At 61.0% G+C, this 20,175-nt stretch carries 19 protein-coding genes; 13 read left to right on the forward strand and 6 right to left on the reverse strand.

Going from position 1 to position 20,175, the window contains the following annotated elements:
• Positions 1-172: 172 nt before the first annotated feature.
• Complete coding sequence (gene nosP, locus KVG95_RS04350) at positions 173-1,336, forward strand: nitric oxide-sensing protein NosP (RefSeq protein ID WP_217854657.1); 1,164 nt, start codon at positions 173-175, stop codon at positions 1,334-1,336.
• Positions 1,266-3,899 (forward strand): hybrid sensor histidine kinase/response regulator NahK/ErcS', encoded by a 2,634-nt coding sequence (gene nahK, locus KVG95_RS04355; protein WP_437180782.1) that lies wholly within the window; start codon positions 1,266-1,268, stop codon positions 3,897-3,899. Before nosP ends, nahK begins: the two co-directional genes overlap by 71 nt.
• Before the next feature lie 142 nt (positions 3,900-4,041).
• Here nahK and KVG95_RS04360 read toward each other — a convergent pair whose 3' ends face one another.
• The 6 genes from KVG95_RS04360 to KVG95_RS04385 form a co-directional block, all read right to left on the reverse strand.
• The gene (locus KVG95_RS04360; RefSeq protein ID WP_008005351.1) at positions 4,042-4,707 is read right to left on the reverse strand and encodes a response regulator transcription factor; all 666 of its coding nucleotides are present in this window, start codon (positions 4,705-4,707) and stop codon (positions 4,042-4,044) included.
• A 59-nt stretch (positions 4,708-4,766) separates the two neighbouring features.
• Entirely contained in the window at positions 4,767-5,324 is a 558-nt protein-coding gene (locus KVG95_RS04365) for a PQQ-dependent catabolism-associated CXXCW motif protein (protein WP_217854658.1), read from the reverse strand.
• Positions 5,325-5,583: 259 nt separating this feature from the next.
• Complete coding sequence (locus KVG95_RS04370) at positions 5,584-6,375, reverse strand: ABC transporter permease (RefSeq protein ID WP_217854659.1); 792 nt, start codon at positions 6,373-6,375, stop codon at positions 5,584-5,586.
• Positions 6,372-7,115, reverse strand: coding sequence for an ATP-binding cassette domain-containing protein (locus KVG95_RS04375; RefSeq protein WP_217854660.1), 744 nt, complete (start codon positions 7,113-7,115; stop codon positions 6,372-6,374). The genes KVG95_RS04370 and KVG95_RS04375 overlap by 4 nt, the downstream gene beginning before the upstream one ends.
• The gene (locus tag KVG95_RS04380) at positions 7,112-8,071 is read right to left on the reverse strand and encodes a YVTN family beta-propeller repeat protein (protein WP_217854661.1); all 960 of its coding nucleotides are present in this window, start codon (positions 8,069-8,071) and stop codon (positions 7,112-7,114) included. Before KVG95_RS04380 ends, KVG95_RS04375 begins: the two co-directional genes overlap by 4 nt.
• 36 nt (positions 8,072-8,107) lie before the next feature.
• The gene (locus KVG95_RS04385) at positions 8,108-9,292 is read right to left on the reverse strand and encodes an ABC transporter substrate-binding protein (RefSeq protein ID WP_217854662.1); all 1,185 of its coding nucleotides are present in this window, start codon (positions 9,290-9,292) and stop codon (positions 8,108-8,110) included.
• Between the two features lie 159 nt (positions 9,293-9,451).
• Between KVG95_RS04385 and KVG95_RS30000 the strand changes: the two genes are divergently transcribed.
• From KVG95_RS30000 to pqqE, 11 genes are all read left to right on the forward strand, one after another.
• Positions 9,452-9,580 (forward strand): hypothetical protein, encoded by a 129-nt coding sequence (locus KVG95_RS30000; protein ID WP_256585116.1) that lies wholly within the window; start codon positions 9,452-9,454, stop codon positions 9,578-9,580.
• Positions 9,581-9,683: 103 nt separating this feature from the next.
• Positions 9,684-10,145 (forward strand): cytochrome c-550 PedF, encoded by a 462-nt coding sequence (pedF, locus tag KVG95_RS04390; RefSeq protein ID WP_052963467.1) that lies wholly within the window; start codon positions 9,684-9,686, stop codon positions 10,143-10,145.
• Between the two features lie 3 nt (positions 10,146-10,148).
• Complete coding sequence (locus KVG95_RS04395; protein WP_217854663.1) at positions 10,149-11,024, forward strand: substrate-binding periplasmic protein; 876 nt, start codon at positions 10,149-10,151, stop codon at positions 11,022-11,024.
• Positions 11,024-11,785 carry a quinoprotein dehydrogenase-associated SoxYZ-like carrier gene (locus KVG95_RS04400; protein ID WP_217854664.1) on the forward strand — a complete coding sequence of 254 codons (762 nt, stop codon included), beginning with the start codon at positions 11,024-11,026 and terminating at the stop codon, positions 11,783-11,785. Before KVG95_RS04395 ends, KVG95_RS04400 begins: the two co-directional genes overlap by 1 nt.
• A 15-nt stretch (positions 11,786-11,800) precedes the next feature.
• A complete protein-coding gene (locus KVG95_RS04405) occupies positions 11,801-12,736 on the forward strand; it encodes a quinoprotein relay system zinc metallohydrolase 1 (RefSeq protein ID WP_217854665.1) in 936 nt (311 codons plus the stop codon).
• Positions 12,737-13,215: 479 nt separating this feature from the next.
• A complete protein-coding gene (locus KVG95_RS04410) occupies positions 13,216-14,991 on the forward strand; it encodes a PQQ-dependent methanol/ethanol family dehydrogenase (protein ID WP_217854666.1) in 1,776 nt (591 codons plus the stop codon).
• Positions 14,992-15,241: 250 nt separating this feature from the next.
• Positions 15,242-16,762, forward strand: a complete 1,521-nt coding sequence (gene exaC / locus KVG95_RS04415; protein WP_038984180.1) for an acetaldehyde dehydrogenase ExaC — start codon at positions 15,242-15,244, stop codon at positions 16,760-16,762.
• 261 nt (positions 16,763-17,023) lie between these two features.
• Positions 17,024-17,095 carry a pyrroloquinoline quinone precursor peptide PqqA gene (pqqA, locus tag KVG95_RS04420; RefSeq protein ID WP_010455123.1) on the forward strand — a complete coding sequence of 24 codons (72 nt, stop codon included), beginning with the start codon at positions 17,024-17,026 and terminating at the stop codon, positions 17,093-17,095.
• Between the two features lie 54 nt (positions 17,096-17,149).
• Entirely contained in the window at positions 17,150-18,064 is a 915-nt protein-coding gene (pqqB, locus tag KVG95_RS04425) for a pyrroloquinoline quinone biosynthesis protein PqqB (protein WP_217854667.1), read from the forward strand.
• Between the two features lie 141 nt (positions 18,065-18,205).
• The gene (pqqC, locus tag KVG95_RS04430) at positions 18,206-18,958 is read left to right on the forward strand and encodes a pyrroloquinoline-quinone synthase PqqC (protein WP_217854668.1); all 753 of its coding nucleotides are present in this window, start codon (positions 18,206-18,208) and stop codon (positions 18,956-18,958) included.
• Entirely contained in the window at positions 18,955-20,088 is a 1,134-nt protein-coding gene (gene pqqE / locus KVG95_RS04435; RefSeq protein ID WP_217854669.1) for a pyrroloquinoline quinone biosynthesis protein PqqE, read from the forward strand. Before pqqC ends, pqqE begins: the two co-directional genes overlap by 4 nt.
• The last annotated feature ends 87 nt before the right edge of the window (positions 20,089-20,175 follow it).

Genomic DNA, 20,175 nt, shown 5'->3' on the forward strand with positions numbered 1-20,175 from the left:
ACACTGCGCTTTCGCGAGCAAGCCCGCTCCCACAGGGGATTTGTGGTGTTCTGTAGATATTGTCGTCCTCTCATCCCATCGACCCCCCCACCCACTACCCAAGTAGCATTCGCCGCCGCCCGCAGGCTTCGTACACTCGTGCCTCATACAGGCGCACCGGCGAGGGGCGAGGATGCAGCAGGTTCAGAACGACGGTGTGGTCAGTGGCATGTCCCAGGCCACCGATGCCCAGCAAGCGGCCCAGGATCTGGCGCGACAACTCTTGCATCCGCATTTGGGCTTCGTGCTGTTCTTCTGTTCCGCCGAGTACGACTTGCAGGCGCTGGGGCAGGCGTTACAACAGAGCTTCGGCGGCATTCGCCTGGTAGGCTGCACCAGTGCCGGAGAAATCACCCCCCAAGGTTATGGCCGCAGCTGCGTGACGGCGGTGGGCTTCGATCATCGGCACTTTTCCATCTCCACCGAACTGATCGATGAGATGGAGCATTTCAGCCTGATCGATGCCCAGCAAATGGTCGAGCGTCTGGTCAGTGGCTGTCGCAGCAACACCTTGGCGCCGATCAAGGGCAACAGCTTTGCCCTGACCCTGCTCGATGGCTTGTCCAGTCGTGAAGAGATGGTTCTTGCTGCCTTGAGTGCGGCGTTGGGCGACATTCCGCATTTCGGCGGTTCGGCCGGCGACGACAACTACCTGACCCACACCCATGTGTATTTCGGCGGCGAGTTTCACAGCGGCGCGGCAGTGGTAGTGCTGGTCAATACCTGGCTGGACTTCGAAGTCTTCACCACCCACCACATCCTGCCCAGGGCCGAAAAACTGGTGGTCACCGCTGCCGACAGCGCCTCGCGCCGGGTGTTCGAACTCAACGCCGAACCGGCCGCCGAAGAGTACGCCCGGCACATCGGTGTGGCGGTGGCCGATCTCGATTATCGGATCTTTGCCGCGCACCCGTTGGCGGTACGCATCAACGATCAGTATTACGTGCGGGCGATCCAGCAGGTTCATCCAGACCTGAGCCTGAGTTTCTACTGTGCGGTGGAAAACGGCATCGTCCTCACTGTCATGACCCCCGGCCCCATGCTGCCGAATCTGCAAAACCTGTTCGACGGTTTGCAGGAGCGTCTCGGGGATCTGTTGCTGACCATCGGCTGCGACTGTTTTCTCAGGCGCCTGGAACTGGAAGACGGCGGCAGTCTCGAGCAGATCGGCGCGTTTCTGCGGGACCAGCGGGTGATGGGTTTCAACACCTACGGAGAACAGTTCAATGGCATGCACATCAACCAGACCTTCACCGGGGTTGCCATTGCCCGAGGCCGCTCCCCTGGACAGCGCTGACCTTCAGGCGCAGATCGCCAGCCTGCGCCACGAAAACCACAAACTGCAGCGCATCAATGGCGCGCTGATCGAGCGCATCGAGTCCGGCATCACCCGCGGCAACGACCCGTATGCCGCGTTCCAGCATTCGGTGGTGCTGGCCGAGCAGGTGCGTGAGCGTACCGACGCCCTGAACCAGGCCATGGCCGAACTCAAGGCCGGCAATCATTTGCTCAGCGAGGCACGGCTGCGGGCCGAAACTGCCCATCAACACCTGATCGACGCCATCGAAAGCATTTCCGACGCTTTTGTATTGTTCGATGCCGAGCAGCGGATCGTGCTGTTCAACAGCCGTTTCAAGGCGTTTTGGGGCAACAGCCGGGTGCGGATCAACGCCGGCATGCGCTTGCGCGAGGTCAAACGGCTGATGACCGCGACCGGACTGTTCAGCGAAGAACCCCGCGGGCATGCCGACGAAAACCTGCTCTATCGCCTGCACAACGGGCGCTGGCTGCAAGTCAGCGAACGGCCGACTCAGGAAGGCGGGCGGGTGATCCTGTTTACTGACATTACCGACGTCAAACTCAGCGAAACCCTGCGCCGCGAGCAGGCCGTGGCGCAGAAATCGCACTTGTTGCAACGAGCGGTCGACAACCTGTCCCAAGGGGTGGCGATGGTCAACGCCGAGGGCATTCTGGAACTGTGGAACCGGCGCTTCCTGGAACTCAGCGGCCTGGCCCCGGTGGCGGCTCATCGACCGTTCGCCGAAGTGATCGCCGACAGCGAACTGAACCTGCTGACCCCGGCCAGTCGTGATCCGAACGGGCGTCATGTGCAGGAATGCGAGCAGCGCCTCTACGATGGCCGGGTGCTGGAAATCCGCACCCATCCGTTGCCCACCGGCGGCTTCGTCAACACCTTCACCGACATCACCGAACGCTACCAGCATGCCGAAGCGCTCAGCGAAAGCGAGCGCTGGATTCGCCTGATCACGGACCATGTGCCAGCGCTGATCGCCTACCTGAATGCCGATCTGGTCTATGAATTCACTAACAAAGTCTACGAAGAATGGTACTGCTGGCCCCGGGGCGTAATGCTTGGGCAGAGCCTGCGCGAAGTCCACAGCGAGCAGCATTATCAGCGCCTGGAAGCCTACGTGGCCCGGGCGCTGGCCGGTGAGAGCGTGACGTTCGAGTTTGCCGAAACCAACATCAATAATCAGGAGCGCTACATGCTGCGCTCCTACGTGCCCAATCGCCTGGCCACCGGGGAAGTGGTGGGGATTTTCGTGTTGATCCGCGACATTACCGAGCGCCGCCGTACCGCCGAGGCGCTGCATCAGGCCTATCAGAACCTTGAATTGCGGGTGCGTGAACGCACCACCGAACTGACCACCCTCAATGACCAATTACTGCGCGAAATCGATGAGCGCCGCCGGGTGGAGTCACGCTTGCGCGAGGCCAAGCTCGAGGCCGAGCAGGCCAACCTGTCGAAGACCAAATTTCTCGCGGCGGTCAGTCACGACCTGCTGCAACCGCTGAATGCCGCGCGGCTGTTTACCAGCGCCTTGCTGGAGCGCCGGGAGCCGGTGGCCAACGAAACGCTGGTGCGCAACGTCAGCAATTCCCTGGAAGACGTGGAAAACCTGCTGGGCACTTTGGTGGACATTTCCAAACTCGATGCCGGGGTGATCAAGGCGGATATTGCGCCATTTGCCCTGAGCGAATTGCTGGAAAACCTCGCGGCCGAATACACCCAAGTGGCCCGCAGCGAAGGCCTCGAGCTGCATTTCATTGCGTGTTCTGCATTGGTGCGCAGCGACATTCAGTTGCTCGCGCGGATCCTGCGTAATCTGCTGAGCAATGCCATTCGCTACACCTACAGCGGACGAGTGGTGCTCGGCTGCCGACGTCATCATCAGCGGCTGACCATCGAAGTCTGGGACAGCGGCATGGGCATTGCTGAACACCGTCTGGAGGAGATTTTTCAGGAGTTCAAACGCGGTGACGTGCAGCGCCCGGATCAGGATCGCGGCTTGGGGCTGGGCCTGGCCATTGTGGAGAAAATCGCCCGTATTCTCGGCCACCGGATTCACGTGCGTTCATGGCCGGGCAAAGGCTCGGTGTTTTCCGTCGAAGTGCCGTTGAGTGCCACGGCACCGAAGGCGTTGCCAAACTTGCTGATGAGCGAACCGATGCTCGAGCGCCTGCGCGGTGCACGGGTGTGGGTGCTGGACAACGACGCAGCCATTTGCGCCGGGATGCGCACCTTGCTCGAAGGTTGGGGCTGCCGGGTGATCACGGCGCTGTCGGAGGAGGACCTGGCGCGGCAAGTGGATAATTATCACGACGAAGCCGACCTGCTGATTGCCGACTATCACCTGGATGACGAGAAGAATGGTGTCGACGCCGTGGCCCGGATCAACGCTCGCCGCGCTTCAGCGATCCCGGCGATGATGATCACTGCCAACTACAGCAACGAACTCAAACAGCAGATCCGCGAACTGGGCCACACCCTGATGCACAAACCGGTGCGGCCGATGAAGCTCAAGACGGCGATGAGTCATTTGCTTGGTCGGCCTTGAGGTGGGCCTGAGAGAGTTGGGTGATTTTTAGGGCCCCTTCGCGAGCAAGCCCGCTCCCACATTGACCGAGTCGACTCAGATCTAATGTGGGAGCGGGCTTGCTCGCGAAGAGGACGACTCGGTCTTCTGGTTGCCTGCGAACTCAGCGCCGCAAATACGACCCGAAATCAATATCCCCAGCACTCAAAATCGCCTGCACCCGATTGTGCACATTGAGTTTGCGCAATATCGCCGAGACGTGGGCCTTGACCGTGGTTTCGGCGATTTCCAGGGTGTAGGCGATCTGTTTGTTCGATTCGCCTTTGGTCATGCGCTCAAGCACCAGCAACTGCTTGCGGGTCAGCGCCTGGAGCAATTCGGGTGGGAAGCTCGGGGTGTCATTCATCCGGCGATGAGTGCCGCTTTTCTGCGTGCGGATGATGTCCGGCGGCAGGTAGACGTTGCCATTGAGAATCTGCTGGATGGCCTCGGTCATCTGCACCCGTGGCGATGACTTGGTGATGAACCCCACCGCGCCATAGGTGATGGCTTGCAGCACGATTTGTTTGTCCTGCTCGGCCGAGACGATCACCACCGGAATGGTCGGCGCTTCGTTGCGCAGGTTGATCAGGCCATTGAGGCCGTGCATGCCGGGCATGTTCAGGTCGAGCAGGATCAGGTCCAGGTCGTCGTGTTCCTGAGTCAGGGCCAGGGCACTGTCGAGGTCGGCAGTCTCCATGACCTCACTGCCGGGGAAACCGTCGCTGATGACGTTATGAATGGCTTCGCGAAACAGCGGGTGATCGTCGGCAATCAGAATTTTGTACATGGCCTTTCACCTCATTATTTTTTTGATCAGGGTGTGGCAACAACTCGTAAGCGCTCAAGTCAGGGAAAGGGCTCGGGCCGGGCGGGGGACACGGGCAAGTTTGCCGCTTGCCACGCATCCAGCCCGTCGCGGTACCAATACAGTGTCTTATAGCCTATGGACGCGGCGCGTTTTACCGCGTTCCAGCTCAACCAGCAATCGGAGCGGCAGTAAAAGACCAGCGGTCGCGTCAGGTCGCCCGCCGTCAATTGTTGCAGGTGACGCGCGAAATAATCCTGCCACGGGGGCGTCAGGTCGCCGTCACCGGTATTGGCCAGCCAATGGCTGCCGGGCAGGTTTTGGTGGGCCTCGTCTTCGATGAAACGGCCTTGCAGCCATTGCCGGCGGTAGACATCGATCAGCAATGGTTGGGGCGTCTGCTTGAGCAGGTTTTGCAGGGCGGGCGTGTCGATGATACTCGCCCCCTGGAGCTGAGTCGGGGTCGGGCTGCGGTATAGACCGATGCGATAACCTTCGGCGGAGAACAGCACTGTTTCAGCCTGCGCGACGCCCAGCAACAGGCTCAGCGACAGCGCAGCGAGAGAAGGGCACAGCAGAACACGTCGTGCACGCGGCATGGGGGTTCAGTCCTTATAGTTATGAACCCATTACATGCCAGTAGCGGTGTGTTGTGAATGCGACGATAGACAGGTAAACCAGTACTAAAGTAGTAATTTGTCTTGTTTTATGGGACCTGCGTCGTACGCCAATGCTGTGTTCAATGAAGATCCAATGTGGGAGCGGGCTTGCTCGCGAAAGCGGTGTGTCAGTCGACAAAGTTGTTGAATGTACTGGCCTCTTCGCGAGCCAGCCCGCTCCCACAGGGGGAATGTGTTGTCAGTTGGTTTTGCGCAAGGCCGCATGCTGCGGGTTGAAGGTGAGTACCGCCAGCAGGGCAAACACCAGCGTCAGCCCCACGCACACCACCAGCGCGACCGGATTGAAGCGTTCATACAGCGCAAACCGCACCAGTTCCACCGCATGGGTGAACGGGTTCAAGGCGCACAGCCAATACAACCATTCGCTGGAGTCGCGCATTTTCCACAGCGGATACAGCGCCGACGACAGGAAAAACAGCGGGAAGATCACGAAGTTCATCACCCCGGCAAAGTTCTCCAGTTGGCGGATGGCATTGGACAGCAACAGACCCAGCGCACTGAGCATCAACGCGACCAGCAGCAATGCCGGCAACGCCAGCACCAGGCCCATGGCCGGCGGTTGCACGCCGTACAGCCAGGCAATCGCCAGAAAGGCATACACCTGCAACAGCGAAATCAGCGAGGTTGCCAGCAATTTGCTGCACAGCAGGAAGGTCCGGGGCAGGGGGCTGGTCAGCAGCACGCGCATGCTGCCCATCTCCCGGTCGTAGACCATCGACAGCGAACCTTGCATGCCGTTGAACAGCAGGATCATGCAGGCAAGGCCCGGGATGATGTAAACCTCATAGGGAATGTAGGTGTCGTAGGGCTCGATGATGGCGATACCGAGTGCCGCGCGAAAACCGGCGGCGAACACCAGCAGCCACAACAAGGGCCGCACCAGCGCGCTGAGAAACCGCGTGCGCTGCAACACAAAGCGCAGCCATTCACGCAGCACGATTCCGTTGAAACATTGCCAGTAAGCGTTCATTGGACGACTGCCCCTGAAGAGACCGAGGTGGTCAGGCGAGTGAAGGCCGAACCGAGGTCGCCGCCATGTTCCAGGCTCAGTGCGTCAGCCTGTCCGCTGGCCACCAAGCGGCCTTGATGCAGGATCAGCAAGTCATCGCTGGGCTGCACTTCATCCAGCAAATGAGTGGTCCAGAGCACGCTGATGGTGTGCTCGCGGCACAGGCTGCGGATGTGTTGGTTGAGCGCCAGACGGCTGGCCGGATCGAGGCCGACACTGGCCTCATCGAGCAGCAGCAGGCTTGGCTCATGCAGTAACGCGCGGGCGATTTCCACCCGTCGGCGATGGCCGCCATTGAGTTCGCGCACCCGTTCGCGACGACGTTCGGTCAGGCTCTGGCGCGCCAGTTCGGCGTCGACCCGAAGGCTCGTCTGGCGCCGAGACAAGCCATGCAGCGCGGCGTGGTAGCGCAGGTTTTGCTCGACGCTGAGGTCCAGATCCAAGGTGCTTTGTTGGAACACCACACCCAATTGCTTCAACGCAGGACGTGCCGAGGTGCGCAACGAACAGCCGCCGACCCGAATATCACCGCGCTGCACATCATACAGGCGAGTGAGCAGGGCGATCAGCGTCGACTTGCCCGCGCCGTTCGGTCCCAGCAGCGCTGCAAAACGTCCCGCTGCCAGGTTGAAACTCACCTGCCGCAAGGCCTCGCGCTGGCCGTAAGTGAAACTCAGGTCGCTGACTTCAAGGGCGTTCATGGCGTCACCACCACGCCCCACGGATAGCGCCCGACCTTCACCGATTTGCTGACCTTGAGGCTGTCGACATCGATCACCGACACATCGCCGCTGACGCCATTGGTAGCCAGTAATTGCCGTTGATCCGGGGTAAACGACATCTGCCAGACCCGTCGGCCCACCAGCAGGTAATCAACAATCTCGAAGGTCTTGGCGTCGATCACCGCCACATGGTTGGCCGGGCCGAGGGCGACGAAACCGTACTTGCCGTCGGCGCTGAGTTTGATCCCCACCGGCTGGACTTTGTCTGGGTGTACGCCCTTGATCTGAAAGGTCAGGGTCTTGAGGACCTTGCGGTTGGCGACGTCGAGAACCGTCACCGTGCCGCCGATTTCCGCCGAGGCCCAGAGCTGCGAGCCATCGGGATTGAACTCGACGAAACGCGGCCGCTGATCGACCAGGGTGTTGTCGGCCAGGGTTTGGGTGCTGGTGTCGATCCAGTGCAGCATGTTGGTGGTTTCACTGGTGTTCACCGCCCACTTGCCATCGGGGCTGACGGCCATGCCTTCAGGCTCGACACCGACGCTGATCTGCCCAAGCACTTTCGAAGTTTCGGTGTCGATCACCGTCACCAGCGCATCATCCTCGTTGGAGACGTACAGCCAGCGATTGTTGGGGTGCAGGGCGAATTGCTCGGGGTCTTTGCCCGAGGGCAGTTCCTTGATGATCTTGCGCGTGGCGACGTCCATCACCTGGACCCGATCCGAATCACTGGCGCAGATGTACAGCAGCTTATTGTCGTGGGACAGCAACAGGCCGCGCGGGCGCTGGCCGACGGGCAGGGTGTCGGTGACTTGCAGGGTCTGCATGTCGATCAGGCTCAGGCTGTTGTCCTTTTCGTTGGAGACCCAGGCGGTGCTGGCAGCGGCGTGCCCGGCGGCGAGTAGCAGGGCGCAGGAAAGCAGGGTGCGGCGCATGGCAGATTCCTTATTGTTGTTGTCGTGAAAAAAGGATCAGAGAAAGCGGCAGCTGACCTCGGCTTTGTCGTAACCCAGGCTGTCCATTTCGTTGACAGGGTGCAGGAAACCGTCTTGCGGCGAGGTGCTGACCAGCGCCCGGGGTTGCACGATGGGGATCGGCTGGCGCAACTGACCGTTCCACGGCCGATAACTGAGCTTGCGACCCTTGAAGCCGTCCAGCGGCAATTGATCGCTGATTTCAAGCGTGCGGATCGCCATGGCATCGGCCTGACGCAGTTTGCCCACCGCACTGGCGATGCTGCGTACGGCCATCCAGGCGGCGAAATCCCGGTCGTTCATCCAGCGACCGGTCTGGGCTTCAAAGCGTTTCTGCAACTGCGCGGCGCCGTAGGTTTCCACGGTCTTGTGCCAGCCCACCGGGGTCAGGCCCTGGGTGCCGGCGACCGGCCGTGGATACCAGGTCTGGTAGGGCACGTATTCGCCGAAGTCGCCGCGTTCATCGGCCACCAGCACCACGTCGTACTCGGCGGTCTGGGTGAACAGCGGCATGTCGGCCTGGGCGCTGCGGCGCTGGTCGTTATCGAAACGCCAGGCTTTTTCTGCCACCAATTGCAGGCCGAAGCGCTTGGCCGCGCGACGCAGGGCGGCGGCATAGGCTTGATCGTCCGCGGTCGGACCGACGATCAGCAGCGCCCGTTGCCATTTACGCAGCACCAGAAATTGCGCCAGCGCATCGGCCAGCATCGCGCGGCTTGGCAGGCTGTGCAGCACGTTCGGCAAGCAGTCGGTGCTGCGCAGGCTGTCATCGGGGCTGCCGGCATTGAACAGCAGGCTGTCGGGTAGCACGGCGCTGAGTCGGCGCAGGGTCTGCGCCGGTGCATTCACCACAAACAGGCGCAGGCCTTGTTCGTGTTGGGTTTTGGCCGCTTCGATCAACGCCTCCGGATTGTCGACGTTGGCGCTGACCAGGTTGTAGCTGTGATTGAGAAAACGCCCGGTACTGTTGCTGTCGGTGATCGCCAGTTCGGCGCCACGCAGGCCGGCATCGGTCGGTTCGGGAATAACGTTCGACAGCAACGGACCGGGGTCGGGGCGATAACCCAGGTAGCCGATCTGCACCTGCAACGGCGCATCTGCCGCCTGAACCTGGGTCGCCACCCCGGCGGCGCAGGCAATCGCCAGCAAGTAGATCAAGGCATAAGGGGCGAGCTGGCGCATAAAGGCACTCCATCACAGGTAGCGTCAGCATAGGAACCCTGGACGGGAGGGGAAATATGCAGAAAGTACCGATGGGCCAGTACCAAGGTAGTAACTCACCCCGGGCGGCGCGGTTTTAGCATGGGCTACAACGGCCATCACTCAAGGGGGAGATTGACCATGCGAATTCTCAAAGCATTGCTCCTGCCGTTTTTGCTGATCCTGACCCTGATCGGCGTCGACAAGCTTCACGGCACGCGACCCGTATTGGTTGGGCCTGCGCCACAAGCCCTACTACCAAGGGAGTAGGCCGCGGCCACCAAAGCAGCATGGGGTTGGCGCAAAGCCGTTCCTAAGATGGGTGCCATAGCCTCTTCAAAGAGGTTTTGCGTGCAATCTTGAGGGCAGAACAATGACAACAAAACGCAACGCCTTGCTCGTTGCCGGACTGCTGGCCGGTTTTATCAGCGCAGGTTCCGTCTGGGCCCACGGCAACGTGGTACCCCAAGCCGTCGAAACCCAGGGACTGACCCCGATCAAGGATGCCGGTGTGCAGGTCGATGCCGATGGTTGGGCAGCGGCGAACCCGTACCGTTCCTCCCCAGAGCGCGATAAAGCCGTGCAAATCGGCTCTTCGGCCTACAACCAGAACTGCGCGGCCTGTCATGGCCTGGAAGCCAAGTCCGGCGGCATCGCCCCCGACTTGCGCATGCTCGACGTCGGCGAGGCCGGTGATGAATGGTTCGTCGAACGTGTGCGCCATGGCGCCGTGCGTGACGGCCGGGTGTACATGCCGAAAATGGCCGACTACCTGAGCCAGGAAGCCTTGTGGGCGGTGCGCACCTACCTGGACAGCGTGCACGTCGAGGAGTGACCCATGCGTTTGCTCGCGGTGTTGATCAGCGCTGTGTGGCTGTGTTGCCAGACAGCGCAGGCGCAGGTCCGAACCTATGACGAAATGATCGCCGCCGCCGAGCTGAAAGTCGCGGTGTACAAGGACTTCGCGCCCTACAGCTTTGAAGACGCTGGCGAGGCTCGCGGGGTCGATGTCGAACTTGCCCAGGCCTTGGCCAAGGCCATGGGAGTACGTCTGAAACTGATCTGGGCACCCGCCGGGGAAAAGCTCGACGACGACCTGCGCGATTACATCTGGCGGGCCAGTCAGTTGCACAATCAGCAACTGGCCGACCTGATGATGCGCGTGCCCTACGATCGCGATTACTCACAGAAACGCAATGAACTGGGTGAGCTGGAAAACGGCCATGTGGTGATGTTCGGGCCGTACCAGACCGAACAATGGCAAGTCGCTTACGACCGTCGTCGGCTGGACTCGGTGGCGAGTGTCGCGGTGTTTCAGCAACACCCGATCGGCGTCGAAGTCGACAGCGTGCCGTCGTTTTACCTGACCTCGGTGTTCAACGGCATGCTCGCCGCCAAGACCCGCCATTACCCAGGCGTGCCCCAGGCGTTTGCCGCGATGAAGGCCGGTGAAGTCGACGCGGTGATGGCCATGCGCGGCGAGATCGACTGGCAAGTCCATCAGGCCGCCGACCCGCAAGTGGCGCTGGCGGCAAACGCCTACCCGAACATGGGCAAGCAGCTCTGGGACATCGGCATGGCGGTGCATGAAAGCAATCGTCAACTGGCCTACGCCGTGGAAGAGGCGCTGGAAGCGTTGATTCGCGAGGGTTCGGTGAAAGCCATTTATGCCCGTTACGGCCTGCGGTATGACGTGCCCGAGATGTATCAATAGTGAACTGGCGAGCGAGTTGTCTGTTGGCCTGCTGGTTGCCCCTGGCCGCGTATGCGGTGGACGTCGAGCCGGGTAAAGACCCGGTGCCGTCGGTGATGTGGGGGTTCTATCACAAGCAGATGCTGGGCGATGCACCGTTCGTGTTCGACGAGCGGGTCAAGTTGCTCGCGCCGCCGTTTGCCGAGGATGCCCGGCAAGTGCCGCTGGAAATCGACGCCCGGGCGTTCAAGGGTGAAGTGGTGCGAATCCTCGCCTGGGCCGAACTCAATCCGTTGCCGAAAATCGTCGATTTTGAACCCTTGACCGGTGTGCTGCCATGGCTGTCGATCCGTATCCGCGTTGAACAGGCCACGCCATTACGTGCGGCGGTGCTGACCCGCGATGGGCTGTGGCATGTCGGCTCGACCCTGATCGATGCGGCGGGCGGGGGTTGCACGGCGCCGAGTGTGGTGCGCACTCAGCCAGGTTGGGAAGAACACATTGGCGAGGTGCTAGGTGGCCGTTATCCCCGTGGTGAATACAGCCGCGTGCGTTTGCAGGTGGCGCATCCGATGGACAACGGCATGGTCAGCGGCATCCCGGAATTCTTCATCAATCACGCCGAGCTGCGTGATCAAAACGATCAACTGCTGGCGCGACTGGAGTTGTTCCCGGCGGTCAGCGAAAACCCCAATTTGGCCTTCGATATCGAAGGAGCAGGGCAGACGCGCCTGGTGTTGCGCGACAACAGCGGCAATCAATTCGATGCGGCCATTCCCTGACCCAAGGAGCGAGTGATGCGCTGGATGCTGCTGTTGTTCATCAGTCTGAGCCTGCCGGCCCTGGCCGATCCCGATTACGCACTCAAGCCCCGGCAGATCGCCGAAGACACCTGGTTGCTGGAAGGCAGCACCAACAATTTCTCCAAGAGCAACGGCGGCAACATCGTCAACACCGCGTTCATCGTCACCGAACAGGGCGTGGTAGTAATCGACACCGGGCCGTCGAAACGCTATGGCGAAGCCCTGCGCAAAGCGATTGCGGCGACCACCGATAAACCAGTGATCCAGGTGCTGCTGACCCATCACCATCCTGATCATGTGCTGGGCAATCAGGCTTTCACCGATGTGCCGATCGGCGCCTTGGCCGGTACCACCGAGCTGTTGCGTCAACAGGGTGATGCCATGGCCGAGAACATGTATCGACTGGTGGGTGACTGGATGCGCGGCACCGAGGTGGTGTTGCCGACGCAGACACTGACGCCTGGCGTGCAACGTTTTGGGAATCACGATTTGCGCCTACTGAGTCTGGGTGGGCACACCGGCGCGGATCTGGCTATTCTCGACCAGAAAACCGGCGTGTTGTTTGCCGGGGACCTGGTGTTTTATCAACGTGCCCTGACTACGCCCAACAGCCCGGGGCTGTCGGTGTGGCTGGCGGACATCGCGACCCTGCAGGGTTTGCCGTGGACGCTGATCGTCCCCGGCCATGGGCCGGTGGCCACGGACACAAAACCGTTCGAGCAGATGCGTGATTACCTGACCTGGCTGGACCAGCTGATGCGCGATGGCGCGGCTAATGGCAGCGACATGGCCGAGATGATCCGCAGCCCCATTCCCGAGCGTTTCGTCGGGATCAACCTGAGCCGCTATGAGCTGATCCGCAGCGTCAGCCATTTGTACCCGCGTTACGAACGGGGGCAGATGAGGCGGGTGGATTCCGGCCAGCACTGATATTGCCTGACACACCGCCTTCGCGAGCAAGCCCGCTCCCACACTTGAGCGGTGTGAACGCAGATGTTGTGTCCACCGAAGATCCCCTGTGGGAGCGGGCTTGCTCGCGAAGAGGCATTCACATTCAGTATTGATGCTGCCTGACACACCGCCTTCGCGAGCAAGCCCGCTCCCACATTTGAGCGGTGTGAACGCAGATGTTGTGTCCACCGAAGATCCCCTGTGGGAGCGGGCTTGCTCGCGAAGAGGCACTCACATTCAGTATTGATGCTGCCTGACACACTGCCTTCGCGAGCAAGCCCGCTCCCACAGGGGACTGGTGTCGATCACAAAACAGGTGTTCATCTCCTCCGACCCGGTACTAAGGAACTAGCAATCTCCGCACTGCGGGCAATTGTTGCAAGGGCGGCGGCGCCCAAGAATCTGCACCAGACCGGGAAAATTTCCCGGGTATAACAAAAACCGCAGAGGCAGCCGTCATGACCCAACCCGCACGTCGCCAACCCTTCGTTTTGAGCATGCTGCTCAGTGCCATGCTGTTGTCCGGCCAGGCATTGGCCGCAGTCTCCGATCAAGACATTCTCCAGGACCCGAAGAACCCGGAGCAGGTCGTCACCAACGGCCTGGGCGTCCAGGGTCAGCGCTACAGCCCGCTGGACACCCTCAATGTCGACAACGTGAAGGATCTGCGCCCGGTCTGGGCCTTTTCGTTCGGCGGGGAAAAGCAGCGCGGTCAGCAGGCACAGCCGATGATCAAGGACGGCGTGATGTACATGACCGGCTCCTACTCGCGGGTGTTCGCGGTGGATGCGCGCACCGGCAGGAAGCTCTGGCAATACGACGCGCGCCTGCCCGATGACATTCGCCCGTGCTGCGACGTGATCAACCGTGGTGTCGCGCTGTATGGCGATCTGGTGATTTTCGGCACCCTCGACGCCAAGCTTGTGGCGCTGAACAAGGACACCGGCAAAGTCGTCTGGAGCAAGAAAGTCGCCGACCACAAGGAAGGCTATTCCATCAGCGCCGCGCCGTTGGTCATCAACGGCAAGTTGATCACCGGCGTGGCCGGTGGCGAGTTCGGGGTGGTGGGCAAGATCGAAGCCTACGACCCGAAAAACGGCAGCCTGCTGTGGAGCCGACCAACCGTTGAAGGCCACATGGGTTATGTCTACAAGGACGGCAAGGCAGTAGAAAACGGCATCTCCGGCGGCGAAGCGGGCAAGACCTGGCCGGGCGATCTGTGGAAAACCGGCGGTGCCGCGCCTTGGCTGGGCGGCTACTACGACCCGGAAACCAACCTGCTGCTGTTCGGCACCGGTAACCCGGCGCCGTGGAATTCGCACCTGCGCCCTGGCGACAACCTCTACTCGTCCTCGCGCCTGGCGCTGAACCCGGATGACGGCACGATCAAATGGCACTTCCAGAGCACGCCCCACGACGGTTGGGACTATGACGGCGTAAACGAACTGGTGTCATTCAACTACAACGAAGGCGGCAAAGAAATCAAAGCCGCAGCCACGGCGGACCGTAACGGTTTCTTCTACGTGCTGGATCGCACCAACGGCAAATTCATTCGCGGCTTCCCGTTCGTGGACAAAATCACCTGGGCCAGCGGCCTGGATAAAAGCGGTCGGCCGATCTACAACGAAGCCAGCCGTCCAGGTGCGCCGGGCTCCGAAGCCAAAGGCAGTTCGGTGTTCGTCGCGCCAGCGTTCCTCGGGGCGAAAAACTGGATGCCGATGGCCTACAACCGCGATACCGGCCTGTTCTATGTGCCGTCCAACGAGTGGGGCATGGACATCTGGAACGAAGGCATCGCCTACAAGAAAGGCGCGGCGTTCCTCGGCGCCGGTTTCACCATCAAACCGTTGAATGAAGACTACATCGGCGTGCTGCGCGCCATCGACCCGAAAACCGGCAAGGAAGTCTGGCGCCACAAGAACTTCGCACCACTGTGGGGCGGGGTGCTGACCACCAAGGGCAACCTGGTGTTCACCGGTACGCCGGAAGGTTTCCTGCAAGCATTCAATGCCAAGACTGGCGAGAAAGTCTGGGAATTCCAGACCGGTTCCGGCGTGCTCGGCTCGCCCATCACCTGGGAAATGGACGGCGAACAGTACGTCTCGGTGCTATCCGGCTGGGGTGGCGCCGTACCGCTGTGGGGCGGCGAAGTGGCCAAGCGCGTCAAGGACTTCAACCAGGGTGGCATGCTCTGGACGTTCAAGCTGCCTAAAGATCTCGTTGCCAAACACTGATCAACCTGATTCCACCGCATAACCCTGTGGGAGCGGGCTTGCTCGCGAAGAGGGCCTTACATTCAGCATATGTATTGCCTGACACACCGCCTTCGCGAGCAAGCCCGCTCCCACATTTGATTTGCGCAAATCTACGACCAAATAACGAGAATCCCCCTGCCAACGGCGCATTCGTCTGGCAGGCGGGGCTCTCTACTATCGGTTCATCGCCTGTTGGCTCGACAGGCATCGACCCAGACAGAGGCCCACCATGATCTACGCACAACCCGGAACACCCGGCGCCGTCGTTTCCTTCAAACCGCGCTACGGCAATTTCATCGGCGGCGAGTTCGTTGCCCCAATCAACGGCGAGTACTTCACCAACACCTCACCGGTTACCGGTGAAGTGATCGCCGAGTTCCCGCGCTCCAGCGCCGCCGACATCGAAAAAGCCCTCGACGCCGCCCATGCCGCCGCCGATGCCTGGGGCAAAACCTCGGCGCAAGATCGCTCGCTGGTGCTGCTGAAAATCGCCGACCGCATTGAGCAGAACCTGGAAATCCTCGCCGTCACCGAAACCTGGGACAACGGCAAGGCCGTGCGCGAAACCCTCAACGCCGACGTGCCTTTGGCTGCCGACCACTTCCGTTATTTCGCCGGTTGCATCCGCGCTCAGGAAGGCGGCGCCGCCGAGATCAACGAACTGACCACCGCCTATCACTTCCACGAACCGCTGGGCGTGGTCGGGCAGATCATCCCGTGGAACTTCCCGCTGCTGATGGCCGCCTGGAAACTCGCCCCGGCCCTGGCTGCCGGCAACTGCATCGTGCTCAAACCCGCCGAACAAACGCCGCTGTCGATCATGGTGTTCGCCGAGCTGATCGCCGACTTGCTGCCGGCCGGCGTGCTGAACATCGTCCAGGGTTTCGGTCGCGAAGCTGGTGAGGCGCTGGCCACCAGCAAGCGCATCGCCAAAATCGCCTTCACCGGTTCCACCCCGGTGGGCGCGCACATCATGCATTGCGCCGCCGAGAACATTATTCCAAGCACCGTCGAGCTGGGCGGCAAATCGCCGAACATTTTCTTCGAAGACATCATGAACGCCGAGCCGCAGTTCATCGAGAAAGCCGCCGAAGGCCTGGTGCTCGCGTTCTTCAACCAGGGCGAAGTCTGCACCTGTCCGTCCCGGGCGCTGGTGCAGGAATCGATCTACGAGCCGTTCATGGCCGAGGTGATGAAGAAGATCGTCAAGATCAAGCGCGGCAATCCGCTGGACACCGAAACCATGGTCGGCGCCCAGGCATCCGAGCAGCAATACGACAAGATCCTCTCGTACCTGAAAATCGCTCAGGAGGAGGGCGCCGAACTGCTCACCGGCGGCGCGGCTGAGCGCCTTGAAGGCGATTTGTCGACCGGCTATTACATCCAGCCGACCCTGCTCAAGGGGCACAACAAAATGCGTGTGTTCCAGGAAGAAATCTTCGGCCCGGTGGTGGGTATCACCACCTTCAAGGACGAAGCCGAAGCCCTGGCGATTGCCAACGACAGCGAGTTCGGCCTCGGTGCTGGCCTGTGGACCCGCGACATCAACCGCGCCTACCGCATGGGCCGGGCGATCAAGGCCGGGCGCGTCTGGACCAACTGCTACCACCTGTACCCGGCCCATGCCGCGTTTGGTGGCTACAAGAAGTCCGGTGTCGGCCGTGAGAACCACAAGATGATGCTCGACCATTACCAACAGACCAAAAACCTGCTGGTGAGCTACGACATCAATCCGCTGGGGTTCTTCTAACCCGCAAGAACACCACAACCACAAAATGTGGGAGCGGGCTTGCTCGCGAAGGCGGCTTGATATTCAACAAATATGTTGACTGATAGTCCGCTTTCGCGAGCAAGCCCGCTCCCACATTGGTCTTGTGTGTATTTGAAGATCTACGCCACACCCCCTACCAACGCACCCCACAACCTCCTTCGAAAGTAGCATTCGGTCATCTCATCCCCCGTGCATTAATGGCTTTACCGGAATTGCCCGGAACAAGAAGAGGATTGACCCATGTGGAATAAACCCGCGTTTACCGATCTGCGCATTGGCTTCGAAGTGACGATGTATTTCGCCAACCGTTGATTGATTGCCCGGTCAGCCGTCGCGTTGGCCGGGCCTGCCTTCTGGAGCCATCCCATGCACATCCGCGTTCTCGGTTCCGCCGCTGGCGGCGGTTTTCCGCAATGGAACTGCAACTGCCGTCAATGCGCCGTTATGCGCAACGGCAACCTGCGCGCACAACGCCGCACGCAGTCGTCCATTGCCCTGAGCGACGACGGTGTGGAGTGGGTGCTCTGCAATGCATCACCGGATATTCGCGCGCAACTCGAAAGCTTCCCGGCGATGCAGCCAGCCCGACGCTTGCGTGACACGGCGATTGCCGGCGTCGTCCTGCTTGACAGTCAGATCGACCATTGCACCGGCCTGTTGAGCCTGCGCGAAGGCTGCCCGCATTCGGTCTGGTGCACTGAGCGGGTTCACGAAGACCTGAGCAGTGGCTTTCCCTTGTTCACCATGCTCAAACACTGGAACGGTGGCTTGCAGTGGCAACCCATCGAACTGGATCGCGAGCCATTCCGCATCGCTGCCTGCCCACACCTGCAATTTCGCGCGATTCCGTTGGTCAGCAATGCACCGCCGTACTCGCCCAATCGCGGCAATCCGCAGCCAGGCGACACCATCGGCCTGTTCATCGAAGACCTGCGCAGCGGTGCATCGGTTTTCTATGCGCCGGGGCTGGGGCAGGTCGATGCCGAGGTGTTGAGCTGGATGCAACGCGCCGATTGCCTGCTGCTGGATGGCACGCTGTGGCGCGACGATGAAATGCGTGTGTGCGAAGTCGGCCAGAGCCTCGGCAGCGAAATGGGCCACCTGCCGCAAAGCGGCTCCGGCGGCATGCTTGACGTGCTGGAGGGCTTCAATCGCCAGCGCAAGGTGCTGATCCACATCAACAACACCAACCCGATCCTCGATGAAGACTCGGCCGAGCGCGCCTTGCTGGAACGGCGCGGGATTGAAGTGGCTTATGACGGCATGAGTATTGAGCTGTAGCGGATGGCCTCTTCGCGAGCAAGCCCGCTCCCACATTGGATTGTTGGTGTACACAAAATCTATGTTCACACCGAACAACTGTGGGAGCGGGCTTGCTCGCGAAGGGGCCAGACCAGACACCGCAAAATCCGGAGAACCGCAATGACTGACACTCCCATGACCCCCGCCGAATTCGAAGCCGCCCTGCGCGCCAAGGGTGCCTATTACCACATCCACCACCCATTCCACCAAGCCATGTACGCCGGGCGCGCCACCCGCGAGCAGATTCAGGGCTGGGTCGCCAATCGCTTCTATTACCAGGTGAACATCCCGCTCAAGGATGCCGCCATCCTCGCCAATTGCCCGGATCGCGACGTGCGCCGGGAATGGCTGCAGCGGATCCTCGACCATGACGGCGTCCCCGGCAGTGAAGGCGGCATCGAAGCGTGGCTACGATTGGGCGAAGCCGTGGGGCTGGAGCGCGAACAAATCCTTTCGCAAGAGTTGGTGCTGCCGGGCGTACGTTTTGCCGTGGATGCCTACGTCAATTTCGCCCATCGCGCTTGCTGGCAAGAAGCGGCCAGCAGTTCCCTGACCGAATTGTTCGCGCCACAAATCCACCAGTCTCGGCTCGACGCCTGGCCCACCCATTACCCATGGATAGACCCGGCCGGCTACGACTATTTCCGTACGCGTCTGAGCCAGGCCCGGCGCGATGTCGAGCATGGTTTGCGCATCACCCTGGCGCACTACGTCACGGTCGAAGGCCAGCAACGCATGCTGGAGATTCTGCAGTTCAAGCTCGATGTGCTGTGGAGCATGCTCGACGCGATGAGCATGGCCTACGAGCTGGATCGCCCGCCGTATCACACCGTCACCACCGAGCAGGTCTGGCACCGGGGGATCACCCTGTGAGCCAGATTGAACAGCAACCCGGCCCACCGTTGTGGTTGCTGGCGGAGCTGACCTATCGCTGCCCGCTGCAATGCCCGTATTGCTCCAACCCGCTGGACTTCGCCCAACAGGGGGAGGAGTTGAGCACAGAAGAATGGATTCGGGTGTTCCGCGAGGCCCGGGAGATGGGCGCCGCGCAACTGGGTTTTTCCGGGGGCGAGCCGTTAGTGCGCCAGGACCTGGCCGAGCTGATCAAGGCCGCGCGGGACATGGGTTACTACACAAACTTGATCACCTCGGGTATCGGCCTGACCGAACAGAAGGTCCGCGACTTCAAGATCGCCGGGCTGGACCATATCCAGATCAGTTTTCAGGCCGCCGACGAACAGGTGAACAATCTGCTCGCCGGCTCGCGCAAGGCCTTCGCCCAGAAACTGGCCATGGCCCGGGCGGTGAAAGCCCAGGGCTACCCAATGGTGCTGAACTTCGTCACCCAACGGCACAACATCGACCAGATCGCGCAGATCATCGAACTGTGCCTGGAGCTGGAGGCGGATTTCGTCGAGTTGGCGACGTGCCAGTTCTACGGTTGGGCTGAACTCAACCGCGTCGGCCTGCTGCCGACCCGCGAACAGTTACAGCGCGCCGAGCGCATCACCAATGAATACCGCCAGCGGCTGGAGGCCGAGGGCCACCCGTGCAAGTTGATTTTCGTCACCCCGGATTACTACGAAGAACGTCCCAAGACCTGCATGAACGGCTGGGCCAACCTGTTTCTCGACATCACCCCGGACGGCACGGCGTTGCCTTGTCATAGCGCCCGCCAGTTGCCGGTGCAGTTTCCCAACGTGCGCGAGCACAGCATCGCGCACATCTGGAACGATTCCTTCGGTTTCAACCGTTTTCGCGGCGATGACTGGATGAAAGAGCCGTGCCGTTCCTGCGATGAAAAGCACAAGGACCTCGGCGGCTGCCGCTGCCAGGCGTTCATGCTTACGGGTGACGCGAGCAACGCCGATCCGGTGTGCAGCAAGTCGCCGCACCACGACGTTATCCTCAAGGCCCGGGACGAAGCCGACGCGCCGGGGCAGGGCATGGAGCACCTGACCTTGCGCAATGAAAAGGCTTCGCGGCTGATTTATCGCGGATGAGTTGTGAACACAAATCCCTTGTGGGAGCGGGCTTGCTCGCGAAAGCAGCCAACACTGATGTGTTGAATGTAATGCCGCTTTCGCGAG

Origin of the sequence: Pseudomonas farris, from assembly GCF_019145235.1 — a bacterium.
In the GTDB taxonomy this organism is placed as follows: Bacteria; Pseudomonadota; Gammaproteobacteria; order Pseudomonadales; family Pseudomonadaceae; genus Aquipseudomonas; species Aquipseudomonas farris.

Excerpts from the sequence above, each read along its gene's own strand:
- nahK (WP_437180782.1), top strand. The coding sequence starts at position 1,266 with ATGGCATGCACATCAACCAGACCTTCACCGGGGTTGCCATTGCCCGAG.
- KVG95_RS04385 (WP_217854662.1), bottom strand. The coding sequence starts at position 9,292 with ATGCGCCAGCTCGCCCCTTATGCCTTGATCTACTTGCTGGCGATTGCC.
- pqqB (WP_217854667.1), top strand. The coding sequence starts at position 17,150 with ATGCACATCCGCGTTCTCGGTTCCGCCGCTGGCGGCGGTTTTCCGCAA.
- exaC (WP_038984180.1), top strand. The coding sequence starts at position 15,242 with ATGATCTACGCACAACCCGGAACACCCGGCGCCGTCGTTTCCTTCAAA.
- KVG95_RS04410 (WP_217854666.1), top strand. The coding sequence starts at position 13,216 with ATGACCCAACCCGCACGTCGCCAACCCTTCGTTTTGAGCATGCTGCTC.
- pedF (WP_052963467.1), top strand. The coding sequence starts at position 9,684 with ATGACAACAAAACGCAACGCCTTGCTCGTTGCCGGACTGCTGGCCGGT.
- KVG95_RS04380 (WP_217854661.1), bottom strand. The coding sequence starts at position 8,071 with ATGCGCCGCACCCTGCTTTCCTGCGCCCTGCTACTCGCCGCCGGGCAC.
- KVG95_RS04365 (WP_217854658.1), bottom strand. The coding sequence starts at position 5,324 with ATGCCGCGTGCACGACGTGTTCTGCTGTGCCCTTCTCTCGCTGCGCTG.
- pqqC (WP_217854668.1), top strand. The coding sequence starts at position 18,206 with ATGACTGACACTCCCATGACCCCCGCCGAATTCGAAGCCGCCCTGCGC.
- KVG95_RS04405 (WP_217854665.1), top strand. The coding sequence starts at position 11,801 with ATGCGCTGGATGCTGCTGTTGTTCATCAGTCTGAGCCTGCCGGCCCTG.
- KVG95_RS04375 (WP_217854660.1), bottom strand. The coding sequence starts at position 7,115 with ATGAACGCCCTTGAAGTCAGCGACCTGAGTTTCACTTACGGCCAGCGC.
- KVG95_RS04370 (WP_217854659.1), bottom strand. The coding sequence starts at position 6,375 with ATGAACGCTTACTGGCAATGTTTCAACGGAATCGTGCTGCGTGAATGG.
- KVG95_RS04395 (WP_217854663.1), top strand. The coding sequence starts at position 10,149 with ATGCGTTTGCTCGCGGTGTTGATCAGCGCTGTGTGGCTGTGTTGCCAG.
- KVG95_RS04360 (WP_008005351.1), bottom strand. The coding sequence starts at position 4,707 with ATGTACAAAATTCTGATTGCCGACGATCACCCGCTGTTTCGCGAAGCC.
- nosP (WP_217854657.1), top strand. The coding sequence starts at position 173 with ATGCAGCAGGTTCAGAACGACGGTGTGGTCAGTGGCATGTCCCAGGCC.
- KVG95_RS30000 (WP_256585116.1), top strand. The coding sequence starts at position 9,452 with ATGCGAATTCTCAAAGCATTGCTCCTGCCGTTTTTGCTGATCCTGACC.